Origin of the sequence: Variovorax sp. V35 (assembly GCF_041154465.1) — a bacterium.
Lineage (GTDB): Bacteria > Pseudomonadota > Gammaproteobacteria > Burkholderiales > Burkholderiaceae_C > Variovorax > Variovorax boronicumulans.
This window is the reverse complement of record NZ_AP028666.1, coordinates 4015634-4042108: the sequence shown is the minus strand read 5'-3', so window position 1 is coordinate 4042108 and position 26475 is coordinate 4015634. Positions and strand designations below refer to the sequence as shown.

Sequence of the window (26475 nt, the reverse complement as noted above, 5' to 3'; positions counted from 1 at the left end):
GATGCGGCCTTGAGCGATTTCCTGCGCGAGCACCTGCTCGCGCCCCATTACCTCGGCTGGCTGCTCGACGGCTGGCTCGTGACCGTGGGCGCTTCGCTGCTGGTGGCGGCGGGCGCCACGCTGCTGGGCGTCGTCGTGGCGGCGGGGCGCTCGTCGAGCCGGCCCGCGTGGCTGCGCGCGAGCGGCGCGTACGTCTCGCTGTTTCGCAACACGCCGCTGCTGGTGCAGCTCTTCTTCTGGTACTTCGGCGCGCCCAGTTTGTTGCCCGAGGCGCTGCGCGAAGGGCTGCTGGCGGGACGTTTCATTTCATTCGAGCTGTTGTCGGCGCTGTTCGGGCTCACGCTGTATGCGGCCGCCTACGTGGGCGAGGACATCCGCTCGGGCATCCGCGGCGTGCCCGTGGGGCAGACGCTGGCGGCGCAGGCGCTGGGCTTCACGCGCGCGCAGGTGCTGGCGCAGGTGGTGCTGCCGCAGGCGCTGCGCATCGCGTTGCCGCCGCTGCTGGGACAGTACATGAACATCGTCAAGAACACCTCGCTCGCGATGGCCGTGGGGCTGGTCGAGCTGTCGTACGCCTCGCGCCAGGTCGAGGCCGAGACCTTCAAGACCTTCCAGGCCTTCGGCGTGGCGACGCTGCTCTACATCGTGACCATCGGCGCGATCGAGCTGCTGGCAGCGTGGGCTGCGCGTCGGCAATCGGCGGTGCCGGGGAGGGCGGCTGCATGAGCGACGCGCTGCACATGCTGTGGGACAGCCTGCCGTACCTGCTGTGGGGCGCCTTTCCGCAGGGCGAGCTGGGCGGTGCGGCGCTCACGGTGCTGCTCAGCGCCGGCTCGGGCATCGCGTCGGCGGTGCTCGGACTGGCGTGGGGCATCGGGCTGGCCATGGCGCGGGGGCCGCTCAAGCGCGTGCTGACGCTGGGGCTGGCGTTCCTGCGCGCGATCCCGGTGCTGATGCTGATCTTCTGGACCTACTTCCTGCTGCCGTTCGCGCTGGGCGTGAGCGTGCCTGGCGTGCTGTCGGTGATGTGCGCGCTGTCGCTGGTGGGCGGTGCCTACCTGGCGCACGCGGTGCATGCGGGCATCCGCGGCATCGGGGCGGGGCAGTGGGCGGCGGGGCTGTCGCTCGGGCTCACGCGCTGGGGCACGCTGCGCCACGTCGTGCTGCCGCAGGCGCTGCGGATGATGCTGCCGTCGTTCGTCAACCAGTGGGTCACGCTCGTGAAGGACAGCTCGCTGGCGTATGTGGTGGGCGTGGGCGAGCTGTCGTTCGTGGCCTCGCAGGTGAATGCGCGCACCATGGTCTATCCGGCGGAGATCTTCGTGCTGGTGGGCGCGATCTACTGGCTGCTGTGCACCGGGCTGGACCGGCTGGCCCACGGGGTCGTGCGCCGCGCGCAGGCGGGTGCGCCGGTGGTCATGAACTTTTCTGGAAAAGGTCTTGAGCGCTTCGCATAATCGTCCCGGTCATTCCGACAGCCTTTTCCATTTCAAGGAGTTCCACCCATGGCACAGACCCGGATCGCCGTCATCGTCGGCAGCCTGCGCAAGGATTCGTTCAACCACAAGCTGGCGCTGGCGCTGGCGCACCTCGCGCCGTCGGACTTCACGTTCGAGACCCTGCGCATCGACGACCTGCCGCTGTACAACCAGGACGACGACGGCAACCAGGCCGCCCCGGTGAAGCGCCTCAAGAGCGAAGTGGCCGCCGCGCAGGGCGTGCTGTTCGTCACGCCCGAATACAACCGCTCGATCCCCGGCGTGCTGAAGAACGCCATCGACCACGCCTCGCGCCCCTATGGCCAGAGCGTGTGGGCCGGCAAGCCGACCGGCGTGCTCGGCATCTCTGTGGGCGCCATCGGCACCGCGCTGGCGCAGCAGCACCTGCGCAACATCCTGGCGTATCTCGACGCGCCCACGATGGGCGGCCCCGAGGTGTTCCTGCAGGCCAAGGAAGGCCTGTTCGACGACAAGGGCCACATCGGCAACGAAGGCACGCAGAAGTTCCTGCAGGGCTGGATGGACAAGTACGTCGCCTGGGTCAAGGCCCATTCCGCGGCCTGATCGCAAGGCCATCGCCCATGAAAAAAGCCGCCCCGTGGGGCGGCTTTTTCGTTCCGGCGGCGGAAGACTCAGGCGGCTTGCGCGACGTTCTTCTGGTTCGCAGCTTCGGTCGTGGCCACGAGGATGTCGGCGCGGGCGGCGGCCAGGGCGGCGGCCTTGGGCGCGTCACCCATCGCGATGCCTTCGGCGCGCACGAAGCGCACATCGGTGATGCCGAAGAAGCCGAAGATCACCTTCAGGTAGCTTTCCTGGTGCTCGGCCGCCTGACCGCCTTCGGAGGTCGAGTAGATGCCGCCGCGGCTCGAAGCCACGATCACCGTCTTGCCGCCGGCCAGGCCGACGGGGCCCTTCTCGGTGTACTTGAAGGTGCGGCCGGCTTGCGCGAGCCGGTCGATCCAGGCCTTGAGTTGGGTCGGGATGGTGAAGTTGTACAGCGGGGCGCCGATCACGACGACGTCGGCGGCCAGGAACTGGCTCACCAGCTTTTCCGACAGGGCGTTCTCGCGCAGTTGCGCTTCGGTCGGCTGGGCCTGCACGCCGGTCTTGATGCCGAGGGCGTCGACGCCGAAGTGCGAGGGCGCGTCCACGGCGAGGTCGAGGTACTCGACCTGGGTGTCGGGGTGGGCGGCGCGCCATGCGGCCACGGTTTCGGCGGTCAGCTGGCGCGAGGTGGAGCCGGCGGCGAGGATGCTGGAGTCGATGTGGAGCAGCTTCATGTCAGTCAATCACTTTCTGTGCAAGGTGTCGGCGCTGAGAAGTGGCCGGCGTTGGGAGAATTCTATTTTTGATGTGAGTGACTGATAAGTAGCCAAAATTTGATCAGATCGTTCTGTTGGTAGGACAATAAAGCCATGCAAGACCTCAACGACATGGTGTTCTTCGCCGAGGTGGCCGAGCGGGGTGGCTTTGCCGCCGCCAGCCGGGCGCTGGGCATTCCCAAATCGCGGCTGTCTCGGCGCGTGGCCGAGCTCGAGGAACGGCTGGGCGTGCAGCTGATGCAGCGCAGCACGCGCCGCCTGTCGCTCACGCCGGCCGGCGAGATCTACCTGCGGCATGCCTCGGCGATGCGCGATGCGGCGCAAGCGGCGGCCGAGGCGGTGGCGCAGGTGCAGACCGAGCCGAGCGGGCTGGTGCGGCTGACCTGCCCGGTCACCATCTCGCACAGCGGGCTGGCGCAGCTGATGCCGGTGTTCATGGCGCGCCATCCGGCGGTGCGCGTCGACATGCGGGTCATCAACCGGCCAGTGGACCTGATCGAGGAGGGCATCGACATCGCGCTGCGCGTGCGCCCGACCATCGAGGACAGCACGGTGCTGGTGGCCAAGACCTTCGGCCACAGCCGCGGCGTGCTGGTCGCGAGCCCGGCGCTGCTGGCCAGCCAGGGCCCGGTCGACACGCCCGCCGACCTCGCGAAGCTGCCCACGGCGGCCATGTCGGTCAACGGGGAAGGGCGCTCCGAGTGGCGGCTCGAAGGCCCGGAAGGCCGCAGCCACGTGCATGTGCACACGCCGCGCTACGTGGCCGACGACCTCGCGACGCTGCAGTTCGGCGCGCTGGGCGGCGTCGGCGTGACCCTGCTGCCCGACTACATGTGCAGCGCCGACATCGAGGCGGGCCGGCTGGTGCGGGTGCTGCCCGGCTGGGGGCCGTCGCCGGTGGTGGCGCACATGGTGTTTCCGGCGCGGCGGGCGCTGGTGCCGGCGGTGCGGCGGCTGATCGACTTCCTGTCCGAACACCTGCAAAGCGAGCAGATGCGGATGTTCTGAGGCAGATTGCTATCTAAAAGATAGCGTCATAGTGGGCCTGCGCAGGTTCTATATGCGAAAAACGTCATATCCAAACAAACAGATATTCGTTTGCCATTGAAGCAGCGGTTCGCACAATCCAGGGCTTCACCCCCTCCTTGGAGCGACCATGGCAACCCTGCGACTCGGCGACACCGCCCCCAATTTCACCCAGGACTCCAGCGAAGGCCCGATCGACTTCTATCAGTGGGCCGGCGATTCGTGGATCGTGTTCTTCTCGCACCCGGCCGATTTCACCCCCGTGTGCACCACCGAACTCGGCAAGACGGCGGCGCTGTCGGGCGAGTTCGCCAAGCGCGGTGTCAAGCCCATCGCGCTGAGCGTCGATCCGGCCACCAAGCACAAGGAGTGGATCGGCGACATCAACGAGACGCAGAACACCACCGTCAACTTCCCCATCATTGCGGACGCCGACCGCAAGGTGGCCGACCTGTACGACCTGATTCACCCGAACGCCTCGACCACTGCCACGGTGCGCAGCGTCTACATCATCGATCCCAAGAAGGTCATCCGCACCACCATCACCTACCCGGCGTCCACCGGCCGCAACTTCGACGAGATCCTGCGCGTCATCGACTCGCTGCAGCTCACCGACAGCCACAAGGTCGCCACGCCCGTGAACTGGAAGGACGGCGACGACGTCGTCATCGTGCCGAGCATCCAGGACCCGGCTGAGCTGGCCGAGCGCTTCCCCAAGGGCTTCAAGGCCGTCAAGCCTTACCTGCGCATCACGCCGCAGCCCAACAAGTAAGAAGCCGCAGGACCGCGCCGTCATGCAGACTCGTGTCGTCATCGTGCCCGGTTGGCGCGACTCCGGGCCCGGCCATTGGCAGAGCCTGTGGGAAGAACGCATTCCGGGCGCGGCGCGGGTGGCGCAGGACGACTGGGCCTCGCCCAAGCGCGACGCCTGGGTGCCCGCACTGGCCAAGCTGGTGCTCGAAAGCGAAGGCCCCGTGGTCATCGCGGCGCACAGCCTGGGCTGCATCGCCACGGCACACCTGCCGCCCGAGGCCGCCGCCCGCATCCAGGGCGCGCTGCTGGTGGCGCCGGCCGACCCCGAGCGCCGCGCGGTGCTGTCCGACTTCGCACCCGTGCCCTACGCGGCGCTGCCGTACCGCAGCATCGTGGTGGCGAGCAGCAACGATCCCTATTGCCCGATCCGCCTGGCGGGCGCCTATTCGCGCGCCTGGGGCAGCGAGTTCGTGCGCATGCAGAATGCGGGGCACATCAACATCGATTCGGGGCACGGAGACTGGCCGCTCGGCCTGGCCCTGCTGCAATCGTTGACCGACGAACCCGCCGCCTGGTCGGCGGGACGTGAATTTTCAGAAAACCTGGCAACCACATGACTTCCAGAATCAAGACCTTCGTCGCCGTGCTCGCGCTGGCGTCCTCCGCACTCGCCGGCAGCACCGCCTTCGCACAAGGCACCGGGCTGCTGAACGCCTCGTACGACGTGGCCCGCGAGTTCTACAAGGACTACAACGCGGCCTTCGTGGCGAACTACAAGAAGGCCACGGGCAAGGACGTCAAGATCGACCAGTCGCACGGCGGCTCCAGCGCCCAGGCGCGCGCCGTGGCCGACGGCCTCGATGCCGACGTGGTCACCATGAACACCTCGACCGACATCGACTTCCTGGCCAACGCCGGCGTGGTCGCCAAGGACTGGAACAAGAAGTTCCCCGAGAACGCATCACCCACCACCTCGACCATGCTGCTGCTGGTGCGCAACGGCAACCCCAAGGGCATCAAGGACTGGGACGACCTGGTCAAGCCCGGCGTGCAGGTCGTGATCGTCAACCCCAAGACCGGCGGCAACGGCCGCTACGCCTACCTGGCCGCCTGGGGCTACATCAAGAAGAAGGGCGGCACCGACGCCCAGGCCGCCGAGTTCGTCGGCAAGCTGTTCAAGAACGTGCCGGTGCTGGCACGCGGCGGCCGCGACGCGACCACCGCCTTCCTGCAACGCAACATCGGCGACGCGCTGATCACCTTCGAATCGGAAGTGGTCTCGATCGACCGCGAGTTCGGTACCGGCAAGGTCGACTCGGTCTACCCGTCGATCTCCATCGTGGCCGAGAACCCGGTCGCGATCGTCGAGCGCACCGTCAAGAAGAAGGGCACGGGCGAGCTGGCCAAGGCCTACCTCGACTGGCTGTACTCCGAAGAAGCGCAGGAAATCGCCGCCAAGCACGCGCTGCGTCCGCGTTCGCAGACCGTGCTCAAGAAGTACGCCTCGACCTTCAAGCCGCTCCAGCTGTTCACGGTGCAGGAACTGTTCGGCAGCCTGAGCGAAGCGCAGAAGGTGCACTTCAATGACGGCGGCCAGTTCGACAAGCTCTACACGCCCGGCGCGAAGTAAATGAGCGGCGCTGCTTCTTCGGCGCTCCCGGCAGCGGGAGCGCCTTTTTCTCGTGCCAACCGGGCAGGGGGCGCCAAGCGCGTGCTGCCCGGTTTCCACATCACGCTCGGCTTCACGGTCTTCTATCTGTGCCTGATCGTGCTGATCCCGTTGTCGGCGCTGGTCTTCAAGACCTTCACGATGACCTGGGAGCACTTCTGGGTGTCGGTGACCGCGCCGCGCGTGATGGCCTCGTACCGCCTGACCTTCGGCGCCTCGCTGATCGCTGCCATGGTGAACGCGGTGTTCGGCCTGCTCGTGGCCTGGGTGCTGGTGCGCTACAAGTTCCCGGGCAAGCGCATCGTCGATGCGCTGGTCGACCTGCCGTTCGCGTTGCCCACGGCCGTGGCCGGCATCTCGCTCACGGCGCTGCTCGCGGGCAACGGCTGGATCGGGCAGCTGCTCGAGCCGCACGGCATCAAGCTGGCGTTCACGCCGGCGGGCATCGTGATCGCGCTGATCTTCATCGGGCTGCCCTTCGTGGTGCGCACGGTGCAGCCGGTGCTCGAAGACGCCGAGAAGGAACTCGAAGAAGCCGCCACCTCGCTGGGCGCCACGCGCCTGCAGACCTTCACCAAGGTGATCTTTCCGTCGATCGCGCCCGCGTTGCTGACGGGCTTTGCGATGGCCTTCGCACGCGCCATCGGCGAGTACGGCTCCGTGATCTTCATCGCCGGCAACATGCCGATGATTTCCGAGATCACGCCGCTCATCATCATCGGCAAGCTGGAGCAGTACGACTACACGGGCGCCACCGCGGTCGCGCTGGTGATGCTGGTGCTGTCGTTCATCCTGCTGCTGGTCATCAACGGCCTGCAGGCCTGGCAGCGCAAGCGCGCGGGGGCATGACATGAGCGCACCTTCGAAAATCATCCGCCGCGCGCAGGCCGGCACCACCGAGTCGGCCTGGGTCCGTTGGACGCTGATCGGCATCGCCCTGGCGTTCATGTTCCTGTTCCTCGTGCTGCCGCTGGCGGCCGTGGCGGTCGAGGCGCTGCGCAAGGGCCTCAATGCCTACCTCGAGGCGCTGAAGGAACCCGATGCGTGGAGCGCCATCCGCCTCACGCTGATCACCGCGGCCATCGCGGTGCCGATGAACCTCGTGTTCGGCGTGGCCGCGGCCTGGGCCATCGCCAAGTTCGAGTTCCGCGGCAAGGCCTTTCTCACCACGCTGATCGACCTGCCGTTCGCGGTGTCGCCGGTGGTGGCGGGCCTGATCTACGTGCTGGTGTTCGGTGCGCAGGGCTGGTTCGGCCCGTGGCTCGCGGAGCACGACATCAAGATCATCTTTGCCGTGCCCGGCATCGTGCTGGCCACCGTGTTCGTGACCTTCCCCTTCATTGCGCGCGAACTCATTCCGCTGATGCAGGCGCAGGGCACCGACGAGGAGCAGGCCGCCATCGTGCTCGGCGCGACCGGCTGGCAGACCTTCCGGCGCGTGACCTTGCCCAACATCAAGTGGGGCCTGCTGTACGGCGTGATCCTGTGCAACGCGCGCGCCATGGGCGAGTTCGGCGCGGTGTCGGTGGTGTCGGGCCACATCCGCGGCCAGACCAACACCATGCCGCTGCACGTCGAGGTGCTCTACAACGAATACCAGTCGGTGGCCGCCTTCGCGGTGGCCTCGCTGCTGGCGATCCTGGCGCTGGTCACCCTGGTGATCAAGTCGGTCATCGAGTGGCGCCATGAGCGCGAAATGAAAGCCATCGCCGAGCTGCCGCCCGAGCGCCCCCCCGAGCCTTCGGCGGCCTGAGAAGACGAGAGAACAAGACCATGAGCATCGAAATCCGCAACATCAGCAAGCAGTTCGGCGACTTCCGCGCGCTGAACAACGTGAACCTCGACGTCGAGTCGGGCGAACTGGTCGCGCTGCTCGGCCCCTCGGGCTGCGGCAAGACCACGCTGCTGCGCATCATCGCGGGCCTGGAAACGGCCGACACCGGCAGCATCCATTTCTCGGGCGAAGACACGACCGACGTGCACGTGCGCGAGCGCCAGGTCGGCTTCGTGTTCCAGCACTACGCGCTGTTCCGCCACATGACCGTGTTCGAGAACGTGGCCTTCGGCCTGCGCGTGAAGCCGCGCAAGGAGCGCCCGAGCGACGCGCAGATCAAGGCCAAGGTGACCGACCTGCTCAAGCTGGTGCAGCTCGACTGGCTGGCCGACCGCTACCCGTCGCAGCTGTCCGGCGGCCAGCGCCAGCGCATCGCGCTGGCCCGTGCGCTGGCGGTGGAGCCCAAGGTGCTGCTGCTGGACGAACCCTTCGGCGCACTCGACGCCAAGGTGCGCAAGGAACTGCGCCGCTGGCTGCGCCGGCTGCACGACGAACTGCACGTCACCTCGATCTTCGTCACGCACGACCAGGAAGAAGCACTCGAAGTGGCCGACCGCGTGGTGGTCATCAACAAAGGCCGCATCGAGCAGGTCGGCTCGCCGCAGGACGTGTGGGACAAGCCCGCGAGCCCGTTCGTCTACGGCTTCCTGGGCGACGTGAACCTGTTCCACGGCCGGGCCGACAACGGCGCCGTGCAGCTGGACGGCATGCGCATCGACTCGCCCGAGCACAGCAGCGCGCGCGACGCCAAGGCGCTGGCCTATGTGCGTCCGCATGACCTGGATGTGACACGCTACGTGTCGGGCGCCACCGGCATCGTCGCCACGCTGTCGCGCGCGATCGTGGTCGGACCGATCGCGCGGCTGGAACTTGAGCCCACCGAAACGAATCCAGATAATCCGGGCTCCGGAACCATCATCGAAGCGCAACTCCCTGCGCAACAGTTCCGCGACCTGGGCTTGAAGGAAGGCGACACCGTTGTCGCCAACCCCCGCAAGGCCAGGGTGTTCGTAGAAGAAGATTGGGTATCTCCTTGATCCATTGGTACTTCGGCGCGCCGCGCCGCGCGCTTGGGCTGATCTGCCTGGCCTGTGTCCTCATGCTGGCCTTCGGGCTGTATCTGCAGCACGTGGTCGGGCTCGAACCCTGCCCGATGTGCATCGTGCAGCGCTATGCGCTGATGCTGGTGGCGCTGTTCACCGGCCTGGCGGCGCTGTTCAACAGCCGCGGCCTGCAGGTGACGGGCGGGGTGCTGGCGCTGGCGGCGGCGGTGGGCGGTGCCTACACGGCGGCGCAGCAGAGCTGGCTGCAGTGGTATCCGCCCGAAGTCGTCTCGTGCGGGCGCGACCTGTACGGGATGATCGAGACCTTCCCGCTCAAGCGCGCGCTGCCGATGATCTTCCGCGGTGGCGGCGACTGTTCCAAGATCGACTGGTCGCTGTTCGGCCTGACGCTGGCGAACTGGTCGTTCATCGCGTTCACGGTGCTGGCGCTGTTGCTCCTCACCTTACTCTTGCGCCGGCGCACCGCGCGCTGAGTTCTTTTTTAGTAGTGATTGCGGCGTGGCCCGCTGTCCTTCGAGGGCAGCGGGCCACGCCGTTTTTCGTGGGTCGCTGCGCAGGCCCGTGCAAAAAGCCCGTCAAAACGCATGCTTTAGCAGGCCTTCAGCAACCGGGGCTAGGATGAACCGCATCCTTTCCCGGGCCTCGCCGCCCGTTTCATCCCACTTCTTCACTGCATGCCCATCACTCCTTCGCGACGATCGCGCAAGTTCCTTGTCGGCCTGGCCTTGCTCGTCGTGCTGGCCATCGCGGCCTTCTTCTGGCTGAGCCCGCCGAAGAAAAGCGACTACCTCACTGCCACCGTGCAGCGCAGCGACCTGGAGAACGCGGTGCTCGCCACCGGCGTGCTGCAGGCCCTCAAGCAGGTCGAGGTGGGCGCGCAGGTGTCGGGCCAGCTCAAGTCGCTGAAGGTGGTGCTCGGCCAGACGGTGAAGAAGGGCGACTGGCTGGCCGAGATCGACCCCGTCATCTCGCAGAACACGCTCGCACAGGAGCAGGCCAAGCTGGAGAACCTGCAAGCCCAGAAGCTCGCCAAGGAAGTGCGCGTGAAGCAGGCCGAACTCACCTGGGCGCGCCAGCGCGAGATGCTGGCGCAGGACGCCGCCGCGCGCCAGGACCTGGAAAGCGCCGACACCGAGCTGCGCGCGCTGCGCGCCGACGCCGTCTCGCTCGACGCGCAGATCCGCCAGCAGAAGCTGGCCCTGGCCTCGGCGCAGACCAACCTGTCGTACACGCGCATCGTCGCGCCCATCGACGGCGACGTGGTGTCGATCAGCACGCTCGAAGGCCAGACCGTGGTGGCCTCTTTCCAGGTGCCCACGCTGATGAAGCTGGCCGACCTGTCGACCATGACCGTGAAGGCCCAGGTGTCCGAGGCCGACGTGGTGCGCGTGAAGGCGGGCCAGCCGGTGTACTTCACCATCCTGGGCGACCCCGACACGCGCTACCACGGCACGCTGCGCGCGGTGCAGCCTTCGCCCGAGAAGATCAACAACGCCGTGTTCTTCAACGCGCTGTTCGACGTGCCCAACCCCGAGCGCACGCTGCGCGTCGACATGACGGCGCAGGTCGCCATCCTGCTGGGCGAGGCCAAGCAGGCGCTGACCGTGCCGCTCACCGCGCTCGGCACGCGCGACAAGGACGGCCGCCACGAAGTGCGCGTGCTTCTGCCCGACCAGCGTGTGGAAAAGCGGCAGGTGCGCGTGGGCATCAGCAACAACTTCCAGGCCCAGGTGCTCGAAGGCCTGAAGGAGGGCGACAGCGTCATCACCGGCGACGCTTCGGCGCTGGAGAAGACCGACGGCAATGACAGCGGCAGCCGGAGGCCGCGCCAGTGACGCAGCCGCTGCTGACCCTGCGCGGCATCGGCCGCAGCTTTCCCTCGGGCGAGCAGGAAGTCCAGGTGCTGAAAGATGTCGACCTGGACATCGGCCACGGCGAAATGCTGGCCATCGTCGGCGCCTCGGGCTCGGGCAAGTCGACGCTCATGAACATCCTCGGCTGCCTCGACCGGCCGAGCACCGGCACCTACACCGTGTCGGGCCAGGACGTCGGCACGCTCGACAGCGACGCGCTCGCCGCGCTGCGGCGCGAGCACTTCGGCTTCATCTTCCAGCGCTACCACCTCATGCAGCACCTGACGGCCACCGGCAACGTCGAGGTGCCCGCCGTCTATGCCGGCACCGAGGGCTCGGCGCGCGACGCACGGGCGCGGCAACTGCTTGCGCGCCTGGGCCTGGAAGACCGCACCGAGCACCGGCCGAGCCAGCTCTCGGGCGGCCAGCAGCAGCGCGTGAGCATCGCGCGCGCGCTCATGAACGGCGGGCAGGTCATCCTGGCCGACGAGCCCACCGGCGCGCTCGACAGCAAGAGCGGCCAGGAGGTCATCGGCATCCTGCGCGAGCTGCACACGCAGGGGCACACCATCATCATCGTGACGCACGACATGCAGGTGGCACGCTGCACCGAACGCATCATCGAGATCGCCGACGGCGCGATCGTGGGCGACCGGCTGAACGTGCCGACCGTGGCCGCGCCCGCGCAGACCGTCGGCGACGACACCCCCACGCCGCCCGCGATGACCCGCCCCACGCTGGGCATCGCGCGCTTCAGCACCGGCTGGGCGCGTTTCTCCGAAGCCTTCCGCATGGCCTGGCGCTCGATGATGGCGCACCGCATGCGCACGGCGCTGACCATGCTGGGCATCATCATCGGCATCACCTCGGTGGTGTCGATCGTGGCCATCGGGGAGGGCGCCAAGCGCTTCGTGCTGGCCGACATCAAGGCCATCGGCACCAACACGCTCGACATCTATCCGGGCCACGACTTCGGCGACGACAAGGCCGCGAGCATCCGCACGCTGCTGCCGGCCGACCTGCAGGCCATTGCCGCGCAGCCCTACGTGCACAGCGTCACGCCGACCACCATGCGCAGCCTGCGCCTGCGCTACCGCAGCGCCGACGTCAACGGCAACGTGAACGGCGTCAGCGACAACTTCTTCAGCGTGCGCGACATCCAGATGGCCAGCGGCACGGACTTCGACGCCAACGACGTGCGGCACCAGTCGCAGGTGGTGGTGATCGACCAGAACACGCGGCGCAAGCTCTTTCCCGACGGCACCGATCCGGTCGGCAAGATCATCCTGGTGGGCAGCCTGCCGTGCACCGTGATCGGCGTGGCGCAGGAAAAGAAGAGCATGTTCGGCGAGAACAAGTCGCTCAACATCTGGCTGCCCTACAGCACCGGCGCGAGCCGCCTGTTCGGCCAGCAGCACTTCGACAGCATCACCGTGCGCATCCGCGACGACCAGCCGACCAAGGCGGCCGAAGAGAGCATCGTGCGGCTGCTCACGCTGCGCCACGGCGGCAAGGACTTCTTCACCTTCAACATGGACAGCATCGTGAAGACGGCCGAGCGCACGAGCCAGTCGCTCACGCTGCTGCTGTCACTGATCGCGGTGATCTCGCTCGTGGTGGGCGGCATCGGCGTGATGAACATCACGCTGGTGTCGGTGACCGAGCGCACCCGCGAGATCGGCATCCGCATGGCCGTGGGCGCGCGCCAGAGCGACGTGCTGCAGCAGTTCCTGACCGAGGCCGTGCTCGTGTGCCTGGTCGGCGGTTTCATCGGCGTGTTGCTGTCGTACGGCATCAGCTTTGTGTTCTCGCTGTTCGTGAAGCAATGGCAAATGATCTTTTCGCTGGGGGCCGTGGTGTCGGCCTTTTTGTGCGCGTCGCTCATCGGCGTGCTGTTCGGGTACCTGCCGGCGCGCAATGCCGCGCGGCTCGACCCCATCGAGGCGCTGGCGCGTGAGTAGCGCGCGACCGACCCTGGCGGGCCTGGCCATCGCGCTGGCGCTTGGCGGCTGCACACTGTTTGCGCCGGAGCGGCGCGAACACCGACCGCTCGGCGTGCCGCAGGCCTGGCAGCAGCAACAGCCGCTGCCGCAGAACGCAGCGGCCGTGCCGCAGGCCCGCTGGTGGACCGCCTTCCACGACGCGCGGCTCGACACCCTGATCGACAGCGCCCTGCGCACCAACAACAACCTGGCCGCCGCCGGCATCCGCGTGCAGCGGGCGCAGCTGCAGGCCGGCCTGGCGAACACCAACCTCACGCCCGGCGTGACAGGTCAACTGAGCACCAACCGCAGCTTCGATCTGAAGCGCGGCAACGTGGCCGCATCGACCGCGAGCTCCTCGCTGAACCTGAGCTACGAGATCGATCTGTGGGGTCGCCTGTCGGCGTTGCGCAGCGCTGCCGACTGGGAGCTGCAGGCCACCCAGTCCGACCGCGAGGCCACGGCGCTGGCGCTGGTGGGCACCACGGCCGGGCTGTATTGGCAGACCGGCTACCTGAACCACCGCATCGCGCTGAGCGAAGCCGGCATGGCCGATGCACGGCGCATCCAGGCGCTGGTGCGCGCCAAGTACGCGGCAGGTGCCGTGTCCGGGCTCGACGTCGCGCAGGCCGGCCAGAATCTCGCGAGCCAGGAGGCCGCGCACACACAGCTGCTGCAACAGCGTGTCGAGGCACGCAACGCACTGGCGATCCTGTTCGACATGCCGCCCGACGCCCCGAGAGACGAGCCCTCCCAACTGCCGGACACCGCCTTGCCCGTGATCGATGCTGGACTGCCCGCCAGCCTGCTGGGCCGCCGGCCCGACCTGCGCGCCGCGGAGCAGCGCCTGCGGTCCTCGCTGGCGAACGTCGATGCCACGCGCACCAGTTTCTATCCGGTGCTGAGCCTCACGGGTTCGCTGGGCGCGGGGAGCAATGCGCTGGGCGAGGTGCTGAAGAATCCGATCGCCACGCTGGGCGCCGGCCTGGTGTTGCCGTTCCTGCAATGGAACACCGCGCGGCTGACCGTCGCCGTGTCGCAGACGCAGTACGAAGAAGCGGTCGTCGGTTTCCGCCAGTCGCTGTACACCGCGCTGTCCGAGGTCGAGAACACGCTGTCGTCGCGAACCCAGCTGCAGGACGAAAGCGTGAAGCTGGCTCTGGCGCTGCAACAGGCGCAACGCGCGGAGGCCTTGTCGGAAGTGCGCTATCGCGCCGGCGCCACTGCGCTGCAACCGGTGCTCGATGCCAAGGACAAGCGCCGCCTCGCGGAGGTGTCGGTGGCGCAGAATCGGTTGAACCAGCTCAACGCCACGATGACGCTCTACAAGGCACTGGGCGGCGCGGCCATCGTCGAGTAGGAAGAGAGGAAGAGTTCCCACACCACAGCAGGTGCCCGGCAGGCGGTGCGGTGTGGGCGGCCCCTCTGTGCCGCCGAGGAGCGCAGCGTTTCGCGGATCAGGGCTCGCAGCTGTTTGAGCGCAGCGAGTTCTGCGAGACCCCGCGAAACGCGAGCACCGCAGGGCAGCCGCGAAGCGGCCGGCACAGTGGAGCCGACCGCGCCGTGCCGCCTGCCGGGCGCCCCTCCAAAGAGACCTAAGCCTGAAACGGCGGCGCCCCCCGCAGCTTGCGAAAAAGCAACCCCGGCAGCCGCAAAACAAACTCGACCATCAGCCGCGTGTGCATCCAAGTCAGCAAGACGTTGTCCCGCCCATAGCGAAAGTGCGACACCCCGCCTTCTTCAGCCGTCAGGTACTTCACAGGCGCATCGATGTTCACCGGCTTGACCCCGCGCCAGGCCAGCCGCACGACCGCCTCGGTATCGAAGTCGAAGCGCCGCATCCACGGTTGCCGCGCCATCACCGCGATCAGGTCGACCACCGGGTACACGCGAAAGCCGTAGAGCGAATCGCCCACGCCCGCGAACAGCGTCTCGAGCTGCGTCCAGCCGTTGGACACCCGCCGCCCCCGCACCCGCAGCAACGGTGCGCTGGCGTCGAACACCGGCCGGCCCAGCACCATCGTCTCGGGCCGCGCCAGCGAGGCGTTCATGAAAGAGGGGATCAGGTCCGCCGGATGTTGTCCGTCGGAATCCATCGTGAGTGCGTGCGTGAAGCCGGCGTCCTTCGCGGCCCGCAAGCCGTGCAGCACCGCCGAGCCCTTGCCCTGGTTCTGCGGCAGCACCCACACGCGCAGCCCCGGATCGCTGGCGGCCATCTGCTGCAGCCGCTCGCCCGTGCCGTCGTCGCTGCCGTCGATCACCACCCACACCGGGTTCCATTGGGCCCGCGCGGCCGCGACCGTCGAGAACAGGCGCTCGCCCGTGTTGTAGCTGGGGATCAGGACAAGGTGGGTGCGCGAGGCGTCTGCTGGCATTCGGGGGACGCGTCGGTGGCGCGCTGCTCCATGTGTTGACGGAAATAGTGTTCCAGCTCGACCTGCAACGCATCGCTGTCCTGCGTTGGTGCAAAGCGCTTGCCCAGCCGCAGCGTGAAGACGATGGGCAGCGGCGGCACGCGCCACAGCGGCCAGCCCTTGCCGAGGTAGGGCGAGTCGGTGTCGATGAACACGGTCTGGATCGGCGCCTGCGCCAGCTTGGCGATCAGCGTGGTGCCGGGGCGGAAGGGGTTCAGCGGCGGCGTCACCGTGCGCGTGCCTTCGGGAAAGATCACGAGCTGGCCGCCCTGGCGCAGGTCGTTGACCGCCAGGCGCACCATCGTGCGGGCCGACTTGTTGCTGATGTAGCGCGCCAGCCGGGCTCCGGCGCCGAGGAAGATGTTGCCCATCAGCTCGGCCTTCATGATGCAGGCGCTGCGCGGCAGCCGCGCCACCAGCAGCAGCGCGTCGAGCATGGTCGGGTGGTTGGCCACGAAGATCACGCCGGGCTCGTTGCGCATCGGGTCCAGGCACGAAGCGTCGATGCGCATCATGCCGGTGACCGAGGCGAGCCACCAGAACATCCGGTAGGCAAAGGCGATGGTCATGCGGCCCAACGCGCGCGCCGGTACGGCCGGCATCACCGGGTACAGCAGCATGGCGACGAAGTTCCAGACCAGCGAGATCAGGCCGAGGAACAGCAGCAGCGCATAGAGCATCAGCGCGAGCGGGATCGACGTGAGAAGACGCAGCACGTTCATGGGTGGTGTCGGTCGGGCAGGCGGACGGCGGGCCGCTCAGGCGGCCTGCAGCCGGCCGGCGGCGACCGTGTGGGCCTCGATCTCGACCAGCAGATCGCTGCGGCAGATGTCGGCTTCCAGGTACACCGCATGGCGGGCCATCGGCGACTGGGCGCCGAGCGCGGCTTCGATCTCCTCGCGCACGGCCTCGGTGTCCGACGGATGCCGCACGTACACCACGCAGTCGAGCGCATCGAGCGAGAAGCGCGCCGTGGTCTGCGCATGGGCGGAGGCGATCACGGCCTCGAGGTTGCGCAGCGTTTCGCGGGCCTGCTCACGCACGTCGCCGTGGTGCACCGTTTCGTGGCCGACGATGCTCGCCGTGCCCGAGATGAACAGCGCGACCTGGCCGTCGCCGATGTCCGCCAGCGCGGCGCGCGAGAAGGTCGGCGAGCGCGGGCCGTAGGTTTCGGGATAGCGGTAGGCCGACACCTGCCGCGGGTTCTCGACCGGCAGCGGCGCGGCACGTCCCGCGAGAAAACGGATCGACAGCGCTCCCTGGCGGATGCCCAGTGCGCAGGCGGCCGGTGCGCCCTCGAAGGCGGCGCGGCCGGCCTCGAAGAAAGCCTCTTGCCGGCCGAGGTTGAACTGGCGGTAGCGCTCCAGCCCGCCGCCGTCGGCGTTGATGCGCGGCAGGTAATTCCAGATGCGCTGCAGGTGCGGCGTGTCGGCCTGGTCGAGTGTGCGGAACAGGTCGCGGTAGGCGCGCTGCGCGAGTTCGGTCAGGCCCTGGCCTTCGACGGCTTCATCGAGGTCGATGGCGCCGAGCAGCCAGTGCCCATCGGTGCGCCAGCGCGCGATGCCGGTGGTGCCCGACCGGACCTGGGTGCCATCACCCGCGTGTCCCACGTGCCACACATCGGCCATCGCGCCTTGCGGCGACAGCACGCGCGCGTTGACCGTGGGCATCCAGGCGACACCGTGCGGCGTGCCGTAGCCGAGCGCGGCGAAGGGCGCATGGCTGTGCGTGGCCAGCGCAAGGCTGTCCGGCAGCGAGAGGCGCTCCACGCGCAGGGGGGAATGAAGGCGGTCGTCCTGGGGGCGCACGTTCAGCGAACCTCGTCGGCGGTGGATTCGGGCTTGCGGCCGGTGTAGGCAGAGAAGACCCCGAGGCTCGCATGCCGGCGCACGTCGCTGAAGCCGGCGGCGCCCAGTGCCTGCATGACGCGCTCGGGCGGGATGCAGGCCTCGATCGTGTCCCAGTAATAGCGCCACAGCTCCGAGGTGTCGCTGCGGCGGCCGACCACGCGGGCGATCAGCGGCACCACGGCGCGCATGTAGCCCTTGAGCAGCGCGGTGGCGATGCGGCCTTCGGGCTTGGTGATCTCGAGCACCACCACGCGCCCGCCGGGGCGCAACACGCGATGGAATTCGGAAAAGGCGGCGGCCACGTCGCTGATGTGGCGCATGGCGTAACCCATGCTCACGAAATCGCAGCTGGCGTCGGGCCGGGGCAGGGCCTCGGCCACGCCTTGAATGAGCTCGACGCCGGGCAGCCGGACCTGGCCCATCATGCCCACGCTGGGGTCGACGCCGGTGAGCTTGCCGGTGGAGCCGATGAGCTTCAGCGCTTCGCGGGCGACGAGCCCGGTGCCGATGCCCACGTCGAGCACCTGGGCGCCCGCCGTGAGACCGGCCTGCTTCAGTGCGTCACGGCGGTACGAGGGGCCGGTGCCGAAGGCCAGCACGGCTTCGATGCGGTCGTAGTCCGCGGCCGTGCTGTCGAAGATGCGCCGCAGGAACGCCTGGTGCTCCGCTTCGGTGTTGTAGTACAGCGGCAGCGGGGCGTGCGGCGGCAGGGCGTCGGGATTTCCCGTACCGGCAATGGGCGATGGCGTCATCGAACAATTATCACCAAAAGGTCCGGGCCGAAATCCCGGGCGCCGGGGGAGCGTTGTGTGCGCCGGACAGTAAACTCCACACTTGCTTTGAAAACACACGACAGCGAGAGAGAAAGCCATGGCCGGACATAGCAAGTGGGCAAATATTCAGCACCGCAAGGGCCGCCAGGACGAGAAACGGGGCAAGCTCTGGACCCGCGCCATCCGTGAAATCACGGTGGCGGCACGCGCCGGCGGCGCAGATCTCAGCGCCAACCCCCGGCTGCGGCTGGCGGTCGAAAAGGCCAAGGCGGTCAACCTGCCCATCGACACCGTCAAGCGCAACATCGACAAAGCCACGGGCAACCTCGAAGGCGTCAATTACGAAGAAATTCGTTACGAAGGGTACGGCATCGGCGGCGCGGCGATCATCGTCGACACCATGACCGACAACCGCGTGCGCACCGTGGCCGAAGTGCGCCACGCCTTCTCCAAGCACGGCGGCAACATGGGCACCGAAGGCTCGGTGGCCTTCCAGTTCAAGCACTGCGGCCAGATCATCTTCGCGCCCGGCACCAGCGAGGACAAGGTCATGGAAGTGGCCCTCGAAGCCGGCGCCGAGGACGTGATCACCGACGACGACGGCGCCATCGAGGTGCTCACCGCCATCGGCGACTTCGAGGCCGTCAAGAACGCGCTCGAAGCCGCGGGCCTGAAGCCCGACGCCGCCGAAATCACGATGCGCGCCGAGAACACCGTGGACGTGACCGGCGAAGACGCCGCAAGAATGCAGAAGCTCCTCGACGTGCTCGAGGACCTGGACGACGTGCAGGACGTTTATCACAACGCCGCACTGTCCGACTGAGCGAATGAATGATGGATCCACAGCGACAAACGAAAGCCCGCGAATGAAGGTACTGGTGATTGGAGGAGGGGGCCGCGAGCACGCACTGGCGTGGCGGCTGGCGCAGGGCAACCGGGTCAGCCGCGTCTACGTGGCGCCCGGCAACGGCGGCACCGTGAGCGACGAACGCTACGACTGCATCGACATCACCGAACCCGCCGCGCTGCGCGAGTGGGCGATGGCCGAGAAAATCGCGCTGACCGTGGTCGGCCCCGAGGGGCCACTGGCGGCCGGCGTGGTGGACGAGTTCCGCGCGCACGGCCTGCGCATCTTCGGCCCGACGCAGGCGGCTGCGCAGCTCGAAAGCTCCAAGGCCTTCTCGAAGGCGTTCATGAAGCGCCACAGGATCCCGACGGCCGAATACGAGGCCTTCACCGACGCCGCCGCCGCTCATGCGTACATCGACGCCAAGGGCGCACCGATCGTCGTCAAGGCCGACGGCCTGGCCGCCGGCAAGGGCGTGGTCGTTGCCATGACCGCGCAGGAAGCCCATGAGGCCGTCGACTTCATGCTGGTCGACAACAAGTTCGGCGTGTCGCACAACGAAGGCGGCGCACGCGTCGTCATCGAAGAATTCCTGCAAGGCGAAGAAGCCAGCTTCATCGTGATGTGCGATGGCAAGAACGTTGCCGCGCTGGCCACCAGCCAGGACCACAAGCGCCTGCTCGACGGCGACGAAGGCCCGAACACCGGCGGCATGGGCGCGTACTCGCCCGCGCCCGTGGTCACGGCCGAGGTGCATGCGCGCGCCATGCGCGAGATCATCCTGCCGACCATCCGCGGCATGGAAAAGGACGGCATTCCGTTCACCGGCTTCCTCTATGCCGGTCTCATGATCGACGCGGCCGGCCAGCCCAAGACGCTCGAATTCAACTGCCGCATGGGCGACCCCGAGACGCAGCCGATCATGATGCGCCTCAAGTCCGACCTGTTCGAGGTGTTCTGGCACGCCACCGACGGCACGCTCGACCAGGTCGAGCTGCAGTGGGACCGGCGCGTGGCGCTGGGCGTGGTGATGGCCGCGCACGGCTACCCGCTGTCGCCGCGCAAGGGCGACCGCATCAGCGGCATCCCGGCCGAGGCGCCCGATGCTGTCGTGTTCCACGCCGGTACCACGCTGGAGAACGGCGAGCTCAAGACCAGCGGCGGCCGCGTGCTCTGCGTGACCGTGCTGGCCGACAGCGTCAAGCAGGCGCAGCAGCGCGCCTACGAGGTCGCGGCGCGCGTGCAGTTCGACGGTGCGCAGTACCGCAAGGACATCGGCTACCGCGCCGTCAATGCGCGCAACACGCCCCACGCCTGATGCCAGCCACCCAGCCGAAGGCGGTCGGCGACTACCTGCGCGGACTGCAGCAATCGATCATCTCGGCGATCGAGGCGGCGGATGGCGGCAGTGCGGTGCGCGACGCCTGGCAGAAAGAGCCAGGCGAGCCGCTGCAGGGCAACGGCCTGACCTGCATCCTCGAAGGCGGCGCGCTGTTCGAGCGCGCCGGTGTCGGCTTCTCGCAGGTGCGCGGCGCCAAGCTGCCGCCCTCGGCCACGCAGAACCGCCCCGAGCTCTCGGGCGCGCCGTTCGAGGCCATGGGCGTGTCGCTGGTGTTCCACCCGCGCAACCCCTACGTGCCGATCGTGCACATGAACGTGCGCATGCTGGCCGCGCAGCCCGCGGGCGGCGGCGATCCCGTGTGCTGGTTTGGCGGCGGCATGGACCTCACGCCGTGCTACGGCTTTGAAGAAGACGCGGTGCACTTCCACACCGCGTGCCGCGACGCGCTCGCACCCTTCGGCGCCGACAAGTACCCGCGCTTCAAGACCTGGTGCGACGAGTATTTCTTTTTGAAGCACCGCAACGAGCAGCGCGGCATCGGCGGCATCTTCTTCGACGACTTCGCCGAGGGCGGCATCGAGAACGGCTTTGCGCTGATCCGCTCGGTCGGCGATGCCTTCCTCCAGGCCTACCTGCCGATCGTCGAGCGCCGCCGCGGCAAGCCGTACGGCGAACGCGAACGCGAGTTCCAGCTGTACCGGCGCGGGCGCTACGTCGAGTTCAACCTCGTGTGGGACCGCGGCACGCACTTCGGCCTGCAGTCGGGCGGGCGCACCGAATCGATCCTGCTGTCGATGCCGCCGCTCGCGAGCTGGGCCTACCGGCAACAGCCCGAAGCGGGCAGCCCCGAAGCCGCGCTGTACAGCGACTTCATCGTGCGCCGGGACTGGGTGTGAGCCCGACCGGTTCCGCTTTGCGCATCGGCGTCTTCGGCGGGGCCTTCGACCCGCCGCACAACGCGCACGTCGCCCTGGCCGAATCCGCATTGGCGCAGCTCGATCTGACGGAGTTGCACGTCATTCCCACGGGGCAGGCCTGGCACAAGAGCCGCACGCTCACGCCGAAGGAAGACCGCCTCGCGATGGCGCAACTGGCCTTCGGCAACCTGCAAGGCAAGGTCGTCATCGACAGCCGCGAAGTGTTGCGCGACGGCCCGACCTACACGCTCGACACGCTGCATGAATTGCAGAAAGAGCAGCCCGGCGCACAGCTCGTGCTGGTGATGGGCGCGGACCAGGCGGCGGCCTTGCCGACCTGGCACGGCTGGCAGGATATACTCGGCATTGCTATCGTTTCTGTAGCGTATCGCGCACTATCGACGGGTGACGTCACTCGTTTTGATCCGAAACAGCTGCCCGGCCTCCCGGCTGGCGCGCGTTTCGAGGCGCTTGAACTGCCTGCCGCCATGGACACCAGCGCCACCGATATCCGGCGGCGTGTGGCGTCGGGTGTGGACATTTCCTCGCTGGTTCCGCCCACGGTTGCACGCTATATTGACCAACACCACCTCTACCGCTCTGCCTGATGACCACTGAAGCCGCCGCCAAAAAAGACATCCAAAAACTCCAGCGAGCCATCATCGATGGTCTCGAAGACGTCAAGGCGCAGGACATCCAGGTATTCGACACGGAGCACCTCTCGCCGCTGTTCGAGCGCGTGATCGTGGCGTCGGGCACCTCCAACCGCCAGACCAAGGCGCTCGCTTCGAGCGTGCGCGACGCCGTGCGTGAAGCCGGCTTTGCCAAGCCGCGCACCGAGGGCGAGGAAAACGGCGAGTGGATCATCGTGGACTGCGGCGCGGCCGTGGCGCACATCATGCAGCCCGCCATCCGCCAGTACTACCACCTCGAAGAGATCTGGGGTGACAAGCCGGTGCGCGCCAAGCTCGGCGCCACCAAGCCCGCGCTGGCCACCGCCTCGTCCGTCGTCAAGGGCGCCGACGAGAAGAAGACGGCCGCCGCCAAGACGCCGAGCCTGCGCCGTTCGAGCGCCGCCAAGACCGCGATCCGCGCGGCCGAGCAGGAAGCCAAGGCCGCCAAGGCCCCGGCGAAGAAGGCCGCATCGAAGACCGCGGGCAAGACTGCCGCCAAGAAGGCGCCTGCGAAGAAGTCCGCCACGGGCACCGCACGCGTGCCGGTGAAGGTCGTCGGCAAGCCGGCCGCCAAGAAGACCGCTGCGAAGAAGGCGCCGGCCAAGAAGGCGCCAGCCCGCCGCGCATGAAGCTGCTGGTGGTCGCCGTCGGGCAGCGCATGCCCGACTGGGCACAGACTGCCTGGGACGACTACGCCAAGCGCTTCCCGCCCGAGCTCAAGCTCGAGCTGCGCGCCGTCAAGACCGAGCCGCGCGGTTCCAAGACACTTGAAACGCTGTATGCCGCCGAGCGCGAGCGCATCGAAGGCGCGATCGCCCGCGGCATGCGCATCGTCGTGCTCGACGAGCGCGGCACCGCGCTCACCACCAAGGCGCTGGCTGCACGGCTGCAGACCTGGCAGGGCGAGGGCGACGATGTGGCGCTGGTCATCGGCGGCCCCGACGGGCTCGACCCGGCCTTCAAGGCCGCGGCGCACGAACGCATCCGCCTGTCCGACCTGACCCTGCCGCATGCCATGGCGCGCGTGCTGCTGGTCGAACAGCTCTACCGGGCGTGGTCGGTCAACGCGGGCCATCCGTACCACCGGGAATGACCACGGGGCCGGCGGTGGGGCCCACCTCGGAGACCTGAACTTGCCTGACTTCATCTACCTCGCGTCGCAAAGCCCGCGCCGCGCCCAATTGCTCGGCCAGCTCGGCGTGCGCCACGAACTGCTGCTGGCCGGTGCCGACGAAGACGCCGAGGCGCTCGAGGCCTTGCTGCCGAACGAATCGCCCACCGCCTACGTGCAGCGCGTGACCGCCCTCAAGCTCGATGCCGCCGTTGCGCGCCGCAAGCGCCTGGGCCTGGCCGATGCGCCCGTGCTCTGCGCCGACACCACGGTCGCGCTCGGCCGCACCATCCTCGGCAAGCCCGAGGACGCGCGCGATGCCGAGCGCATGCTCACGCACCTGTCCGGCGCCACGCACCGCGTGCTCACGGCGGTCGCGCTGCAGAACGGCCGTCGACGCCATGCGGCGCTCAGCGTGTCGCGCGTGCGCTTCGCCACGCTGTCGAAGAAGCAGGTCACGGCCTACGCCGCCAGCGGCGAGCCGCTCGGCAAGGCCGGCGCCTACGCCATCCAGGGCGCGGCGGCTGCGTTCGTGGAGCACATCAGCGGCTCCTATTCGGGCATCATGGGACTCCCCATGTTCGAGACCGCGCAACTGCTTCGAGGCGTCGGTTTCAATACTTAAGACATCCATGCAAGACATCCTGATCAACTGGTCTCCGCAGGAGACCCGTGTGGCGCTGGTCGAGCACGGCGCGGTGCAAGAGCTGCACGTCGAGCGCACGCTCGAGCGCGGGCTGGTCGGCAACATCTACCTGGGCAAGGTCTCGCGCGTGCTGCCGGGCATGCAGTCGGCCTTCATCGACATCGGCCTGGAGCGCACCGCCTTCCTGCACGTGGCCGACATCGTCTCGCCGTTCACGCCGGGCTCGCGCCCGAGCGCCACGCCGCCCGAGCGCGACCACCGCAACGGCGGGCCGATGGTGCCCATCGAGAAGCAGGTGTTCGAGGGCCAGTCGCTGCTGGTGCAGGTCATCAAGGACCCGATCGGCACCAAGGGCGCGCGGCTGTCCACGCAGATCAGCATCGCGGGCCGGCTGCTGGTGTTCCTGCCACAGGACAACCACATCGGCGTGTCGCAGAAGATCCCGCCCGATCAGCGCGAGTCGCTGCGCAACCGCATGCTGGCGCTCATCGAAGCGGCCGCGGCCGCCGAGAGCGGTGGCGTGGTGCCTGTGAACACGGGCGGCTTCATCCTGCGCACCAACGGCGAAGACGCGGCCGATGCCGAACTGGCCGAGGACATCGCCTACCTGCGCAAGACCTGGACGCGCATCCGCGAGGCCTCGAGCCGGATGCCGGCCATGTCGCTGCTGCACCAGGACCTGAGCCTGCTGCAACGCGTGCTGCGCGACATGACGAGCGAAGACACGCAGACCATCCGCATCGACTCGCGCGAGCAGTTCGAGGTGCTGCTGAAGTTCGGCCTCGAATTCATGCCGCAGGCGGCCGGCAAGCTGCAGCACTACAAGGGCGAGCGGCCGATCTTCGACCTGTACTCGGTGGACGAGGAAATCGCGAAGGCGCTGGGCCGGCGCGTCGACCTGAAATCGGGCGGCTACCTCGTGGTCGACCAGACCGAGGCGCTGACCACCGTCGACGTGAACACCGGCGGCTTCGTCGGTGCGCGCAACTTCGACGACACCATCTTCAAGACCAACCTCGAGGCCGCACAGGCCATTGCGCGGCAGCTGCGCCTGCGCAACCTGGGCGGGATCATCATCGTCGACTTCATCGACATGGCGCGCGACGACCACCGCGAGCAGGTGCTGGCGGAGTTCCGCAAGCAGCTCGCGCGCGACCGCGTGAAGACCACGGCCGGAGGCTTCTCGCAACTCGGCCTGGTCGAGATGACGCGCAAGCGCACGCGCGAATCGCTGGCCCACATGCTGTGCGAGCCCTGCGTGGCCTGCGGCGGGCAGGGCATCGTGAAGACCGCGCGCAGCGTGGCCTACGACGTGATGCGCGAGATCTTGCGCGAGGCGCGGCAGTTCACGCCGCGCGAGTTCCGCATCGTCTCGTCACCGCAGGTCATCGAGCTGTTCCTCGACGAAGAGAGCCAGCACCTCGCGGGGCTGAGCGACTTCATCGGCAAGCCGATCTCGCTGCAGTCGGAGCCGGCGATCGGGCAGGGGCAATACGACATCGTGCTGCTCTGACGACAGGAGCGCGCGGCCCGTTGCAACGACGGGTCAGCGCTTCGACTCCTGGCCTTGCCGCATCCAGACGCTGGCCAGCGCGGCGGCCACCAGCATGCCGGCGATCAGCAGCAGCCCGTTCTTCGTGCTGCCCGTGCTCTGTTCGATCCAGCCCATCACCGACGGGCCGATGAAGCCGCCCACGAGGCCGCAGGTGTTGACCAACGCGAGTCCACCTGCCAGCGCCACGCCGGCCAGCCGTGACGACGCGAACAGGAAGATCACGGACTGCACGACGAAGAACATCGAGCCCGTGAGGCAGAAGCCGGCCAGCGCGACGGCCGGGCTTGCGAAGGCTGCGATCAGCAAGCCCACCGCCATCGAGACCAACCCGACCAGCAGCAGGAGCCTGCCGCGCTGCGGCGTGACCGCGAGCCGCGGCAGCGCAATGGCGCCGACGGCGGCGGCCACCCAGGGCAGCGAGTTGAGCGCGCCGATCTCCAGCGGCGAGAGCTTGCCGTAGGTGCCGATGATGCTCGGCAGGAAGAAGATCACCGTGTAGATGCTGATCTGGTGGCAGAAGTAGACAAAGATCGCCAGCCAGATCTGCCGGTCGACCAGGCAGGCGCGGAACGACTCGCCGACCTGGCCGTTGGCGACGTCCTCGGCGCGTTCGGCGGCAAGCTGGCGTTCGATGGCCTGTGCCTGCGGGCGCGTGAGCCAGCTGGCGCTGGAGGGGCCGTCGGGCAGCTTGCGCCAGACCACGAAGGCCAGCGCCACGGCGGGCAGGCCTTCGAGCACGAACATCCACTGCCAGCCATGCCAGCCCCACAGGCCGTCCATCTGCAGCAGCGCGCCGCCGACCGGGCCGCTGAGGATGTTCGCGATGCACACGCCGAGCAGGAAGTAGCCCGTGGCGCGTGCGCGGTCCTTGCGGCCGAACCAGTAGTTCAGGTACAGCATCACGCCCGGGAACAGGCCGGCTTCCGCCGCGCCGAGCAGGATGCGCATCACGTAGAACGAGGTCTCGCCCGTGACGAAGGCCATGCCGGCCGACAGCAGGCCCCAGGTGATCATGATGCGGGCGATCCACCAGCGGGCGCCCACGCGGTGCATCACCAGATTGCTGGGCACTTCGAGCAGCGCGTAGCTCAGAAAGAACAGCCCGGCGCCCAGCCCGTAGGCGGCCGCCGAGATGCCGATGTCCACGGCCATGTGGCTCTTGGCCAGCGCGATGTTGGTGCGGTCGATGAAGCTGATCACATAGGCCAGCACCAGCAGCGGCATGAGCTTGCGGAAGATCAGCGCATTGAGCGAGGCCTGTTCGTCGACGGCCTGGCGGGCGCGCAGGCCCGGCGGCGTGGCGGGGATGGATGGGTGTTGCATGGGATGTCTCTCTCCTGTCCT

General features: G+C 68.0%; 28 protein-coding genes. 22 read left to right on the top strand and 6 right to left on the bottom strand.

All coding sequences use genetic code 11. From position 1 onward, the window contains the following. Positions 1–9 precede the first annotated feature (9 nt). From ACAM42_RS18750 to ACAM42_RS18740, 3 genes are read left to right on the top strand one after another with little or no spacing between them, the layout of a single operon-like run. On the top strand, positions 10–726 hold the full coding sequence (locus tag ACAM42_RS18750) for an amino acid ABC transporter permease (protein ID WP_369628997.1): 717 nt from the start codon (positions 10–12) through the stop codon (positions 724–726). Next, positions 723–1457, top strand: coding sequence for an amino acid ABC transporter permease (locus ACAM42_RS18745; protein WP_159276803.1), 735 nt, complete (start codon positions 723–725; stop codon positions 1455–1457). The genes ACAM42_RS18750 and ACAM42_RS18745 overlap by 4 nt, the downstream gene beginning before the upstream one ends. 48 nt (positions 1458–1505) lie before the next feature. Further along, positions 1506–2063 (top strand): NADPH-dependent FMN reductase, encoded by a 558-nt coding sequence (locus ACAM42_RS18740; RefSeq protein ID WP_369628996.1) that lies wholly within the window; start codon positions 1506–1508, stop codon positions 2061–2063. A 68-nt stretch (positions 2064–2131) separates the two neighbouring features. Here the strand turns inward: ACAM42_RS18740 and ACAM42_RS18735 are convergent, their stop codons facing one another. Then, positions 2132–2779, bottom strand: coding sequence for an FMN-dependent NADH-azoreductase (locus tag ACAM42_RS18735; RefSeq protein ID WP_369628995.1), 648 nt, complete (start codon positions 2777–2779; stop codon positions 2132–2134). Positions 2780–2914: 135 nt separating this feature from the next. On the opposite strand from ACAM42_RS18735, the gene ACAM42_RS18730 reads away from it, so the two are divergent. From ACAM42_RS18730 to ACAM42_RS18680, 11 genes are all read left to right on the top strand, one after another. Beyond that, a complete protein-coding gene (locus tag ACAM42_RS18730) occupies positions 2915–3829 on the top strand; it encodes a LysR family transcriptional regulator (RefSeq protein ID WP_070060824.1) in 915 nt (304 codons plus the stop codon). Between the two features lie 148 nt (positions 3830–3977). After that, positions 3978–4619 carry a peroxiredoxin gene (locus tag ACAM42_RS18725; RefSeq protein ID WP_062470070.1) on the top strand — a complete coding sequence of 214 codons (642 nt, stop codon included), beginning with the start codon at positions 3978–3980 and terminating at the stop codon, positions 4617–4619. 22 nt (positions 4620–4641) lie between these two features. After that, entirely contained in the window at positions 4642–5217 is a 576-nt protein-coding gene (locus ACAM42_RS18720; RefSeq protein WP_056580397.1) for an alpha/beta hydrolase, read from the top strand. Continuing rightward, on the top strand, positions 5214–6230 hold the full coding sequence (locus ACAM42_RS18715; protein ID WP_062470072.1) for a sulfate ABC transporter substrate-binding protein: 1017 nt from the start codon (positions 5214–5216) through the stop codon (positions 6228–6230). Before ACAM42_RS18720 ends, ACAM42_RS18715 begins: the two co-directional genes overlap by 4 nt. Next, a complete protein-coding gene (gene cysT / locus ACAM42_RS18710) occupies positions 6231–7118 on the top strand; it encodes a sulfate ABC transporter permease subunit CysT (RefSeq protein ID WP_062470075.1) in 888 nt (295 codons plus the stop codon). It begins immediately after the preceding gene. 1 nt (position 7119) lies between these two features. Further along, on the top strand, positions 7120–8022 hold the full coding sequence (gene cysW, locus ACAM42_RS18705; RefSeq protein ID WP_062470078.1) for a sulfate ABC transporter permease subunit CysW: 903 nt from the start codon (positions 7120–7122) through the stop codon (positions 8020–8022). Between the two features lie 20 nt (positions 8023–8042). After that, positions 8043–9140, top strand: a complete 1098-nt coding sequence (locus ACAM42_RS18700) for a sulfate/molybdate ABC transporter ATP-binding protein (protein WP_062470081.1) — start codon at positions 8043–8045, stop codon at positions 9138–9140. After that, complete coding sequence (locus ACAM42_RS18695) at positions 9137–9640, top strand: disulfide bond formation protein B (RefSeq protein ID WP_062470083.1); 504 nt, start codon at positions 9137–9139, stop codon at positions 9638–9640. The genes ACAM42_RS18700 and ACAM42_RS18695 overlap by 4 nt, the downstream gene beginning before the upstream one ends. Positions 9641–9841: 201 nt before the next feature. Next, entirely contained in the window at positions 9842–11002 is a 1161-nt protein-coding gene (macA, locus tag ACAM42_RS18690; RefSeq protein ID WP_369628994.1) for a macrolide transporter subunit MacA, read from the top strand. Further along, positions 10999–12981, top strand: a complete 1983-nt coding sequence (gene macB, locus ACAM42_RS18685) for a macrolide ABC transporter ATP-binding protein/permease MacB (RefSeq protein WP_369628993.1) — start codon at positions 10999–11001, stop codon at positions 12979–12981. The genes macA and macB overlap by 4 nt, the downstream gene beginning before the upstream one ends. After that, on the top strand, positions 12974–14362 hold the full coding sequence (locus ACAM42_RS18680) for an efflux transporter outer membrane subunit (RefSeq protein ID WP_369628992.1): 1389 nt from the start codon (positions 12974–12976) through the stop codon (positions 14360–14362). Before macB ends, ACAM42_RS18680 begins: the two co-directional genes overlap by 8 nt. 235 nt (positions 14363–14597) lie before the next feature. Here the strand turns inward: ACAM42_RS18680 and ACAM42_RS18675 are convergent, their stop codons facing one another. From ACAM42_RS18675 to ACAM42_RS18660, 4 genes are read right to left on the bottom strand one after another with little or no spacing between them, the layout of a single operon-like run. Further along, positions 14598–15377 carry a glycosyltransferase family 2 protein gene (locus tag ACAM42_RS18675; protein WP_062470093.1) on the bottom strand — a complete coding sequence of 260 codons (780 nt, stop codon included), beginning with the start codon at positions 15375–15377 and terminating at the stop codon, positions 14598–14600. Then, positions 15341–16138 carry a lysophospholipid acyltransferase family protein gene (locus ACAM42_RS18670; RefSeq protein ID WP_369628991.1) on the bottom strand — a complete coding sequence of 266 codons (798 nt, stop codon included), beginning with the start codon at positions 16136–16138 and terminating at the stop codon, positions 15341–15343. Before ACAM42_RS18670 ends, ACAM42_RS18675 begins: the two co-directional genes overlap by 37 nt. 36 nt (positions 16139–16174) lie before the next feature. Continuing rightward, positions 16175–17224 carry a Rid family hydrolase gene (locus ACAM42_RS18665; protein ID WP_369628990.1) on the bottom strand — a complete coding sequence of 350 codons (1050 nt, stop codon included), beginning with the start codon at positions 17222–17224 and terminating at the stop codon, positions 16175–16177. Positions 17225–17226: 2 nt separating this feature from the next. Continuing rightward, positions 17227–18018 carry a class I SAM-dependent methyltransferase gene (locus tag ACAM42_RS18660; RefSeq protein WP_062470103.1) on the bottom strand — a complete coding sequence of 264 codons (792 nt, stop codon included), beginning with the start codon at positions 18016–18018 and terminating at the stop codon, positions 17227–17229. Between the two features lie 118 nt (positions 18019–18136). Here ACAM42_RS18660 and ACAM42_RS18655 point away from each other — a divergent pair, with 118 nt between their 5' ends. The 8 genes from ACAM42_RS18655 to rng are packed head-to-tail and all read left to right on the top strand — an operon-like array spanning position 18137 to position 25089. Continuing rightward, complete coding sequence (locus ACAM42_RS18655; RefSeq protein ID WP_056580425.1) at positions 18137–18862, top strand: YebC/PmpR family DNA-binding transcriptional regulator; 726 nt, start codon at positions 18137–18139, stop codon at positions 18860–18862. A gap of 43 nt (positions 18863–18905) precedes the next feature. Beyond that, a complete protein-coding gene (purD, locus tag ACAM42_RS18650) occupies positions 18906–20204 on the top strand; it encodes a phosphoribosylamine--glycine ligase (protein ID WP_369628989.1) in 1299 nt (432 codons plus the stop codon). Continuing rightward, positions 20204–21124, top strand: coding sequence for an oxygen-dependent coproporphyrinogen oxidase (gene hemF, locus ACAM42_RS18645; protein ID WP_369628988.1), 921 nt, complete (start codon positions 20204–20206; stop codon positions 21122–21124). Before purD ends, hemF begins: the two co-directional genes overlap by 1 nt. Beyond that, a complete protein-coding gene (nadD, locus tag ACAM42_RS18640) occupies positions 21121–21753 on the top strand; it encodes a nicotinate (nicotinamide) nucleotide adenylyltransferase (protein WP_369628987.1) in 633 nt (210 codons plus the stop codon). The genes hemF and nadD overlap by 4 nt, the downstream gene beginning before the upstream one ends. Then, on the top strand, positions 21753–22448 hold the full coding sequence (gene rsfS, locus ACAM42_RS18635) for a ribosome silencing factor (RefSeq protein WP_369628986.1): 696 nt from the start codon (positions 21753–21755) through the stop codon (positions 22446–22448). The genes nadD and rsfS overlap by 1 nt, the downstream gene beginning before the upstream one ends. Continuing rightward, on the top strand, positions 22445–22912 hold the full coding sequence (gene rlmH, locus ACAM42_RS18630; protein WP_070060813.1) for a 23S rRNA (pseudouridine(1915)-N(3))-methyltransferase RlmH: 468 nt from the start codon (positions 22445–22447) through the stop codon (positions 22910–22912). The genes rsfS and rlmH overlap by 4 nt, the downstream gene beginning before the upstream one ends. A 40-nt stretch (positions 22913–22952) precedes the next feature. Then, positions 22953–23555, top strand: coding sequence for a nucleoside triphosphate pyrophosphatase (locus ACAM42_RS18625; RefSeq protein WP_062470118.1), 603 nt, complete (start codon positions 22953–22955; stop codon positions 23553–23555). A gap of 7 nt (positions 23556–23562) precedes the next feature. Continuing rightward, complete coding sequence (gene rng, locus ACAM42_RS18620; RefSeq protein ID WP_056580445.1) at positions 23563–25089, top strand: ribonuclease G; 1527 nt, start codon at positions 23563–23565, stop codon at positions 25087–25089. 33 nt (positions 25090–25122) lie between these two features. Here the strand turns inward: rng and ACAM42_RS18615 are convergent, their stop codons facing one another. After that, the gene (locus ACAM42_RS18615; protein ID WP_095745436.1) at positions 25123–26454 is read right to left on the bottom strand and encodes an MFS transporter; all 1332 of its coding nucleotides are present in this window, start codon (positions 26452–26454) and stop codon (positions 25123–25125) included. Between the last annotated feature and the right edge of the window lie 21 nt (positions 26455–26475).

Bases quoted from the DNA above. Each gene is read 5' to 3' on its own strand.
- ACAM42_RS18745 (WP_159276803.1), top strand. From the start codon at position 723: ATGAGCGACGCGCTGCACATGCTGTGGGACAGCCTGCCGTACCTGCTG.
- ACAM42_RS18740 (WP_369628996.1), top strand. From the start codon at position 1,506: ATGGCACAGACCCGGATCGCCGTCATCGTCGGCAGCCTGCGCAAGGAT.
- ACAM42_RS18735 (WP_369628995.1), bottom strand. From the start codon at position 2,779: ATGAAGCTGCTCCACATCGACTCCAGCATCCTCGCCGCCGGCTCCACC.
- ACAM42_RS18730 (WP_070060824.1), top strand. From the start codon at position 2,915: ATGCAAGACCTCAACGACATGGTGTTCTTCGCCGAGGTGGCCGAGCGG.
- ACAM42_RS18725 (WP_062470070.1), top strand. From the start codon at position 3,978: ATGGCAACCCTGCGACTCGGCGACACCGCCCCCAATTTCACCCAGGAC.
- ACAM42_RS18720 (WP_056580397.1), top strand. From the start codon at position 4,642: ATGCAGACTCGTGTCGTCATCGTGCCCGGTTGGCGCGACTCCGGGCCC.
- ACAM42_RS18715 (WP_062470072.1), top strand. From the start codon at position 5,214: ATGACTTCCAGAATCAAGACCTTCGTCGCCGTGCTCGCGCTGGCGTCC.
- cysT (WP_062470075.1), top strand. From the start codon at position 6,231: ATGAGCGGCGCTGCTTCTTCGGCGCTCCCGGCAGCGGGAGCGCCTTTT.
- cysW (WP_062470078.1), top strand. From the start codon at position 7,120: ATGAGCGCACCTTCGAAAATCATCCGCCGCGCGCAGGCCGGCACCACC.
- ACAM42_RS18700 (WP_062470081.1), top strand. From the start codon at position 8,043: ATGAGCATCGAAATCCGCAACATCAGCAAGCAGTTCGGCGACTTCCGC.
- macA (WP_369628994.1), top strand. From the start codon at position 9,842: ATGCCCATCACTCCTTCGCGACGATCGCGCAAGTTCCTTGTCGGCCTG.
- ACAM42_RS18675 (WP_062470093.1), bottom strand. From the start codon at position 15,377: ATGCCAGCAGACGCCTCGCGCACCCACCTTGTCCTGATCCCCAGCTAC.
- ACAM42_RS18670 (WP_369628991.1), bottom strand. From the start codon at position 16,138: ATGAACGTGCTGCGTCTTCTCACGTCGATCCCGCTCGCGCTGATGCTC.
- ACAM42_RS18660 (WP_062470103.1), bottom strand. From the start codon at position 18,018: ATGACGCCATCGCCCATTGCCGGTACGGGAAATCCCGACGCCCTGCCG.
- ACAM42_RS18655 (WP_056580425.1), top strand. From the start codon at position 18,137: ATGGCCGGACATAGCAAGTGGGCAAATATTCAGCACCGCAAGGGCCGC.
- purD (WP_369628989.1), top strand. From the start codon at position 18,906: ATGAAGGTACTGGTGATTGGAGGAGGGGGCCGCGAGCACGCACTGGCG.
- hemF (WP_369628988.1), top strand. From the start codon at position 20,204: ATGCCAGCCACCCAGCCGAAGGCGGTCGGCGACTACCTGCGCGGACTG.
- rsfS (WP_369628986.1), top strand. From the start codon at position 21,753: ATGACCACTGAAGCCGCCGCCAAAAAAGACATCCAAAAACTCCAGCGA.
- rlmH (WP_070060813.1), top strand. From the start codon at position 22,445: ATGAAGCTGCTGGTGGTCGCCGTCGGGCAGCGCATGCCCGACTGGGCA.
- rng (WP_056580445.1), top strand. From the start codon at position 23,563: ATGCAAGACATCCTGATCAACTGGTCTCCGCAGGAGACCCGTGTGGCG.
- ACAM42_RS18615 (WP_095745436.1), bottom strand. From the start codon at position 26,454: ATGCAACACCCATCCATCCCCGCCACGCCGCCGGGCCTGCGCGCCCGC.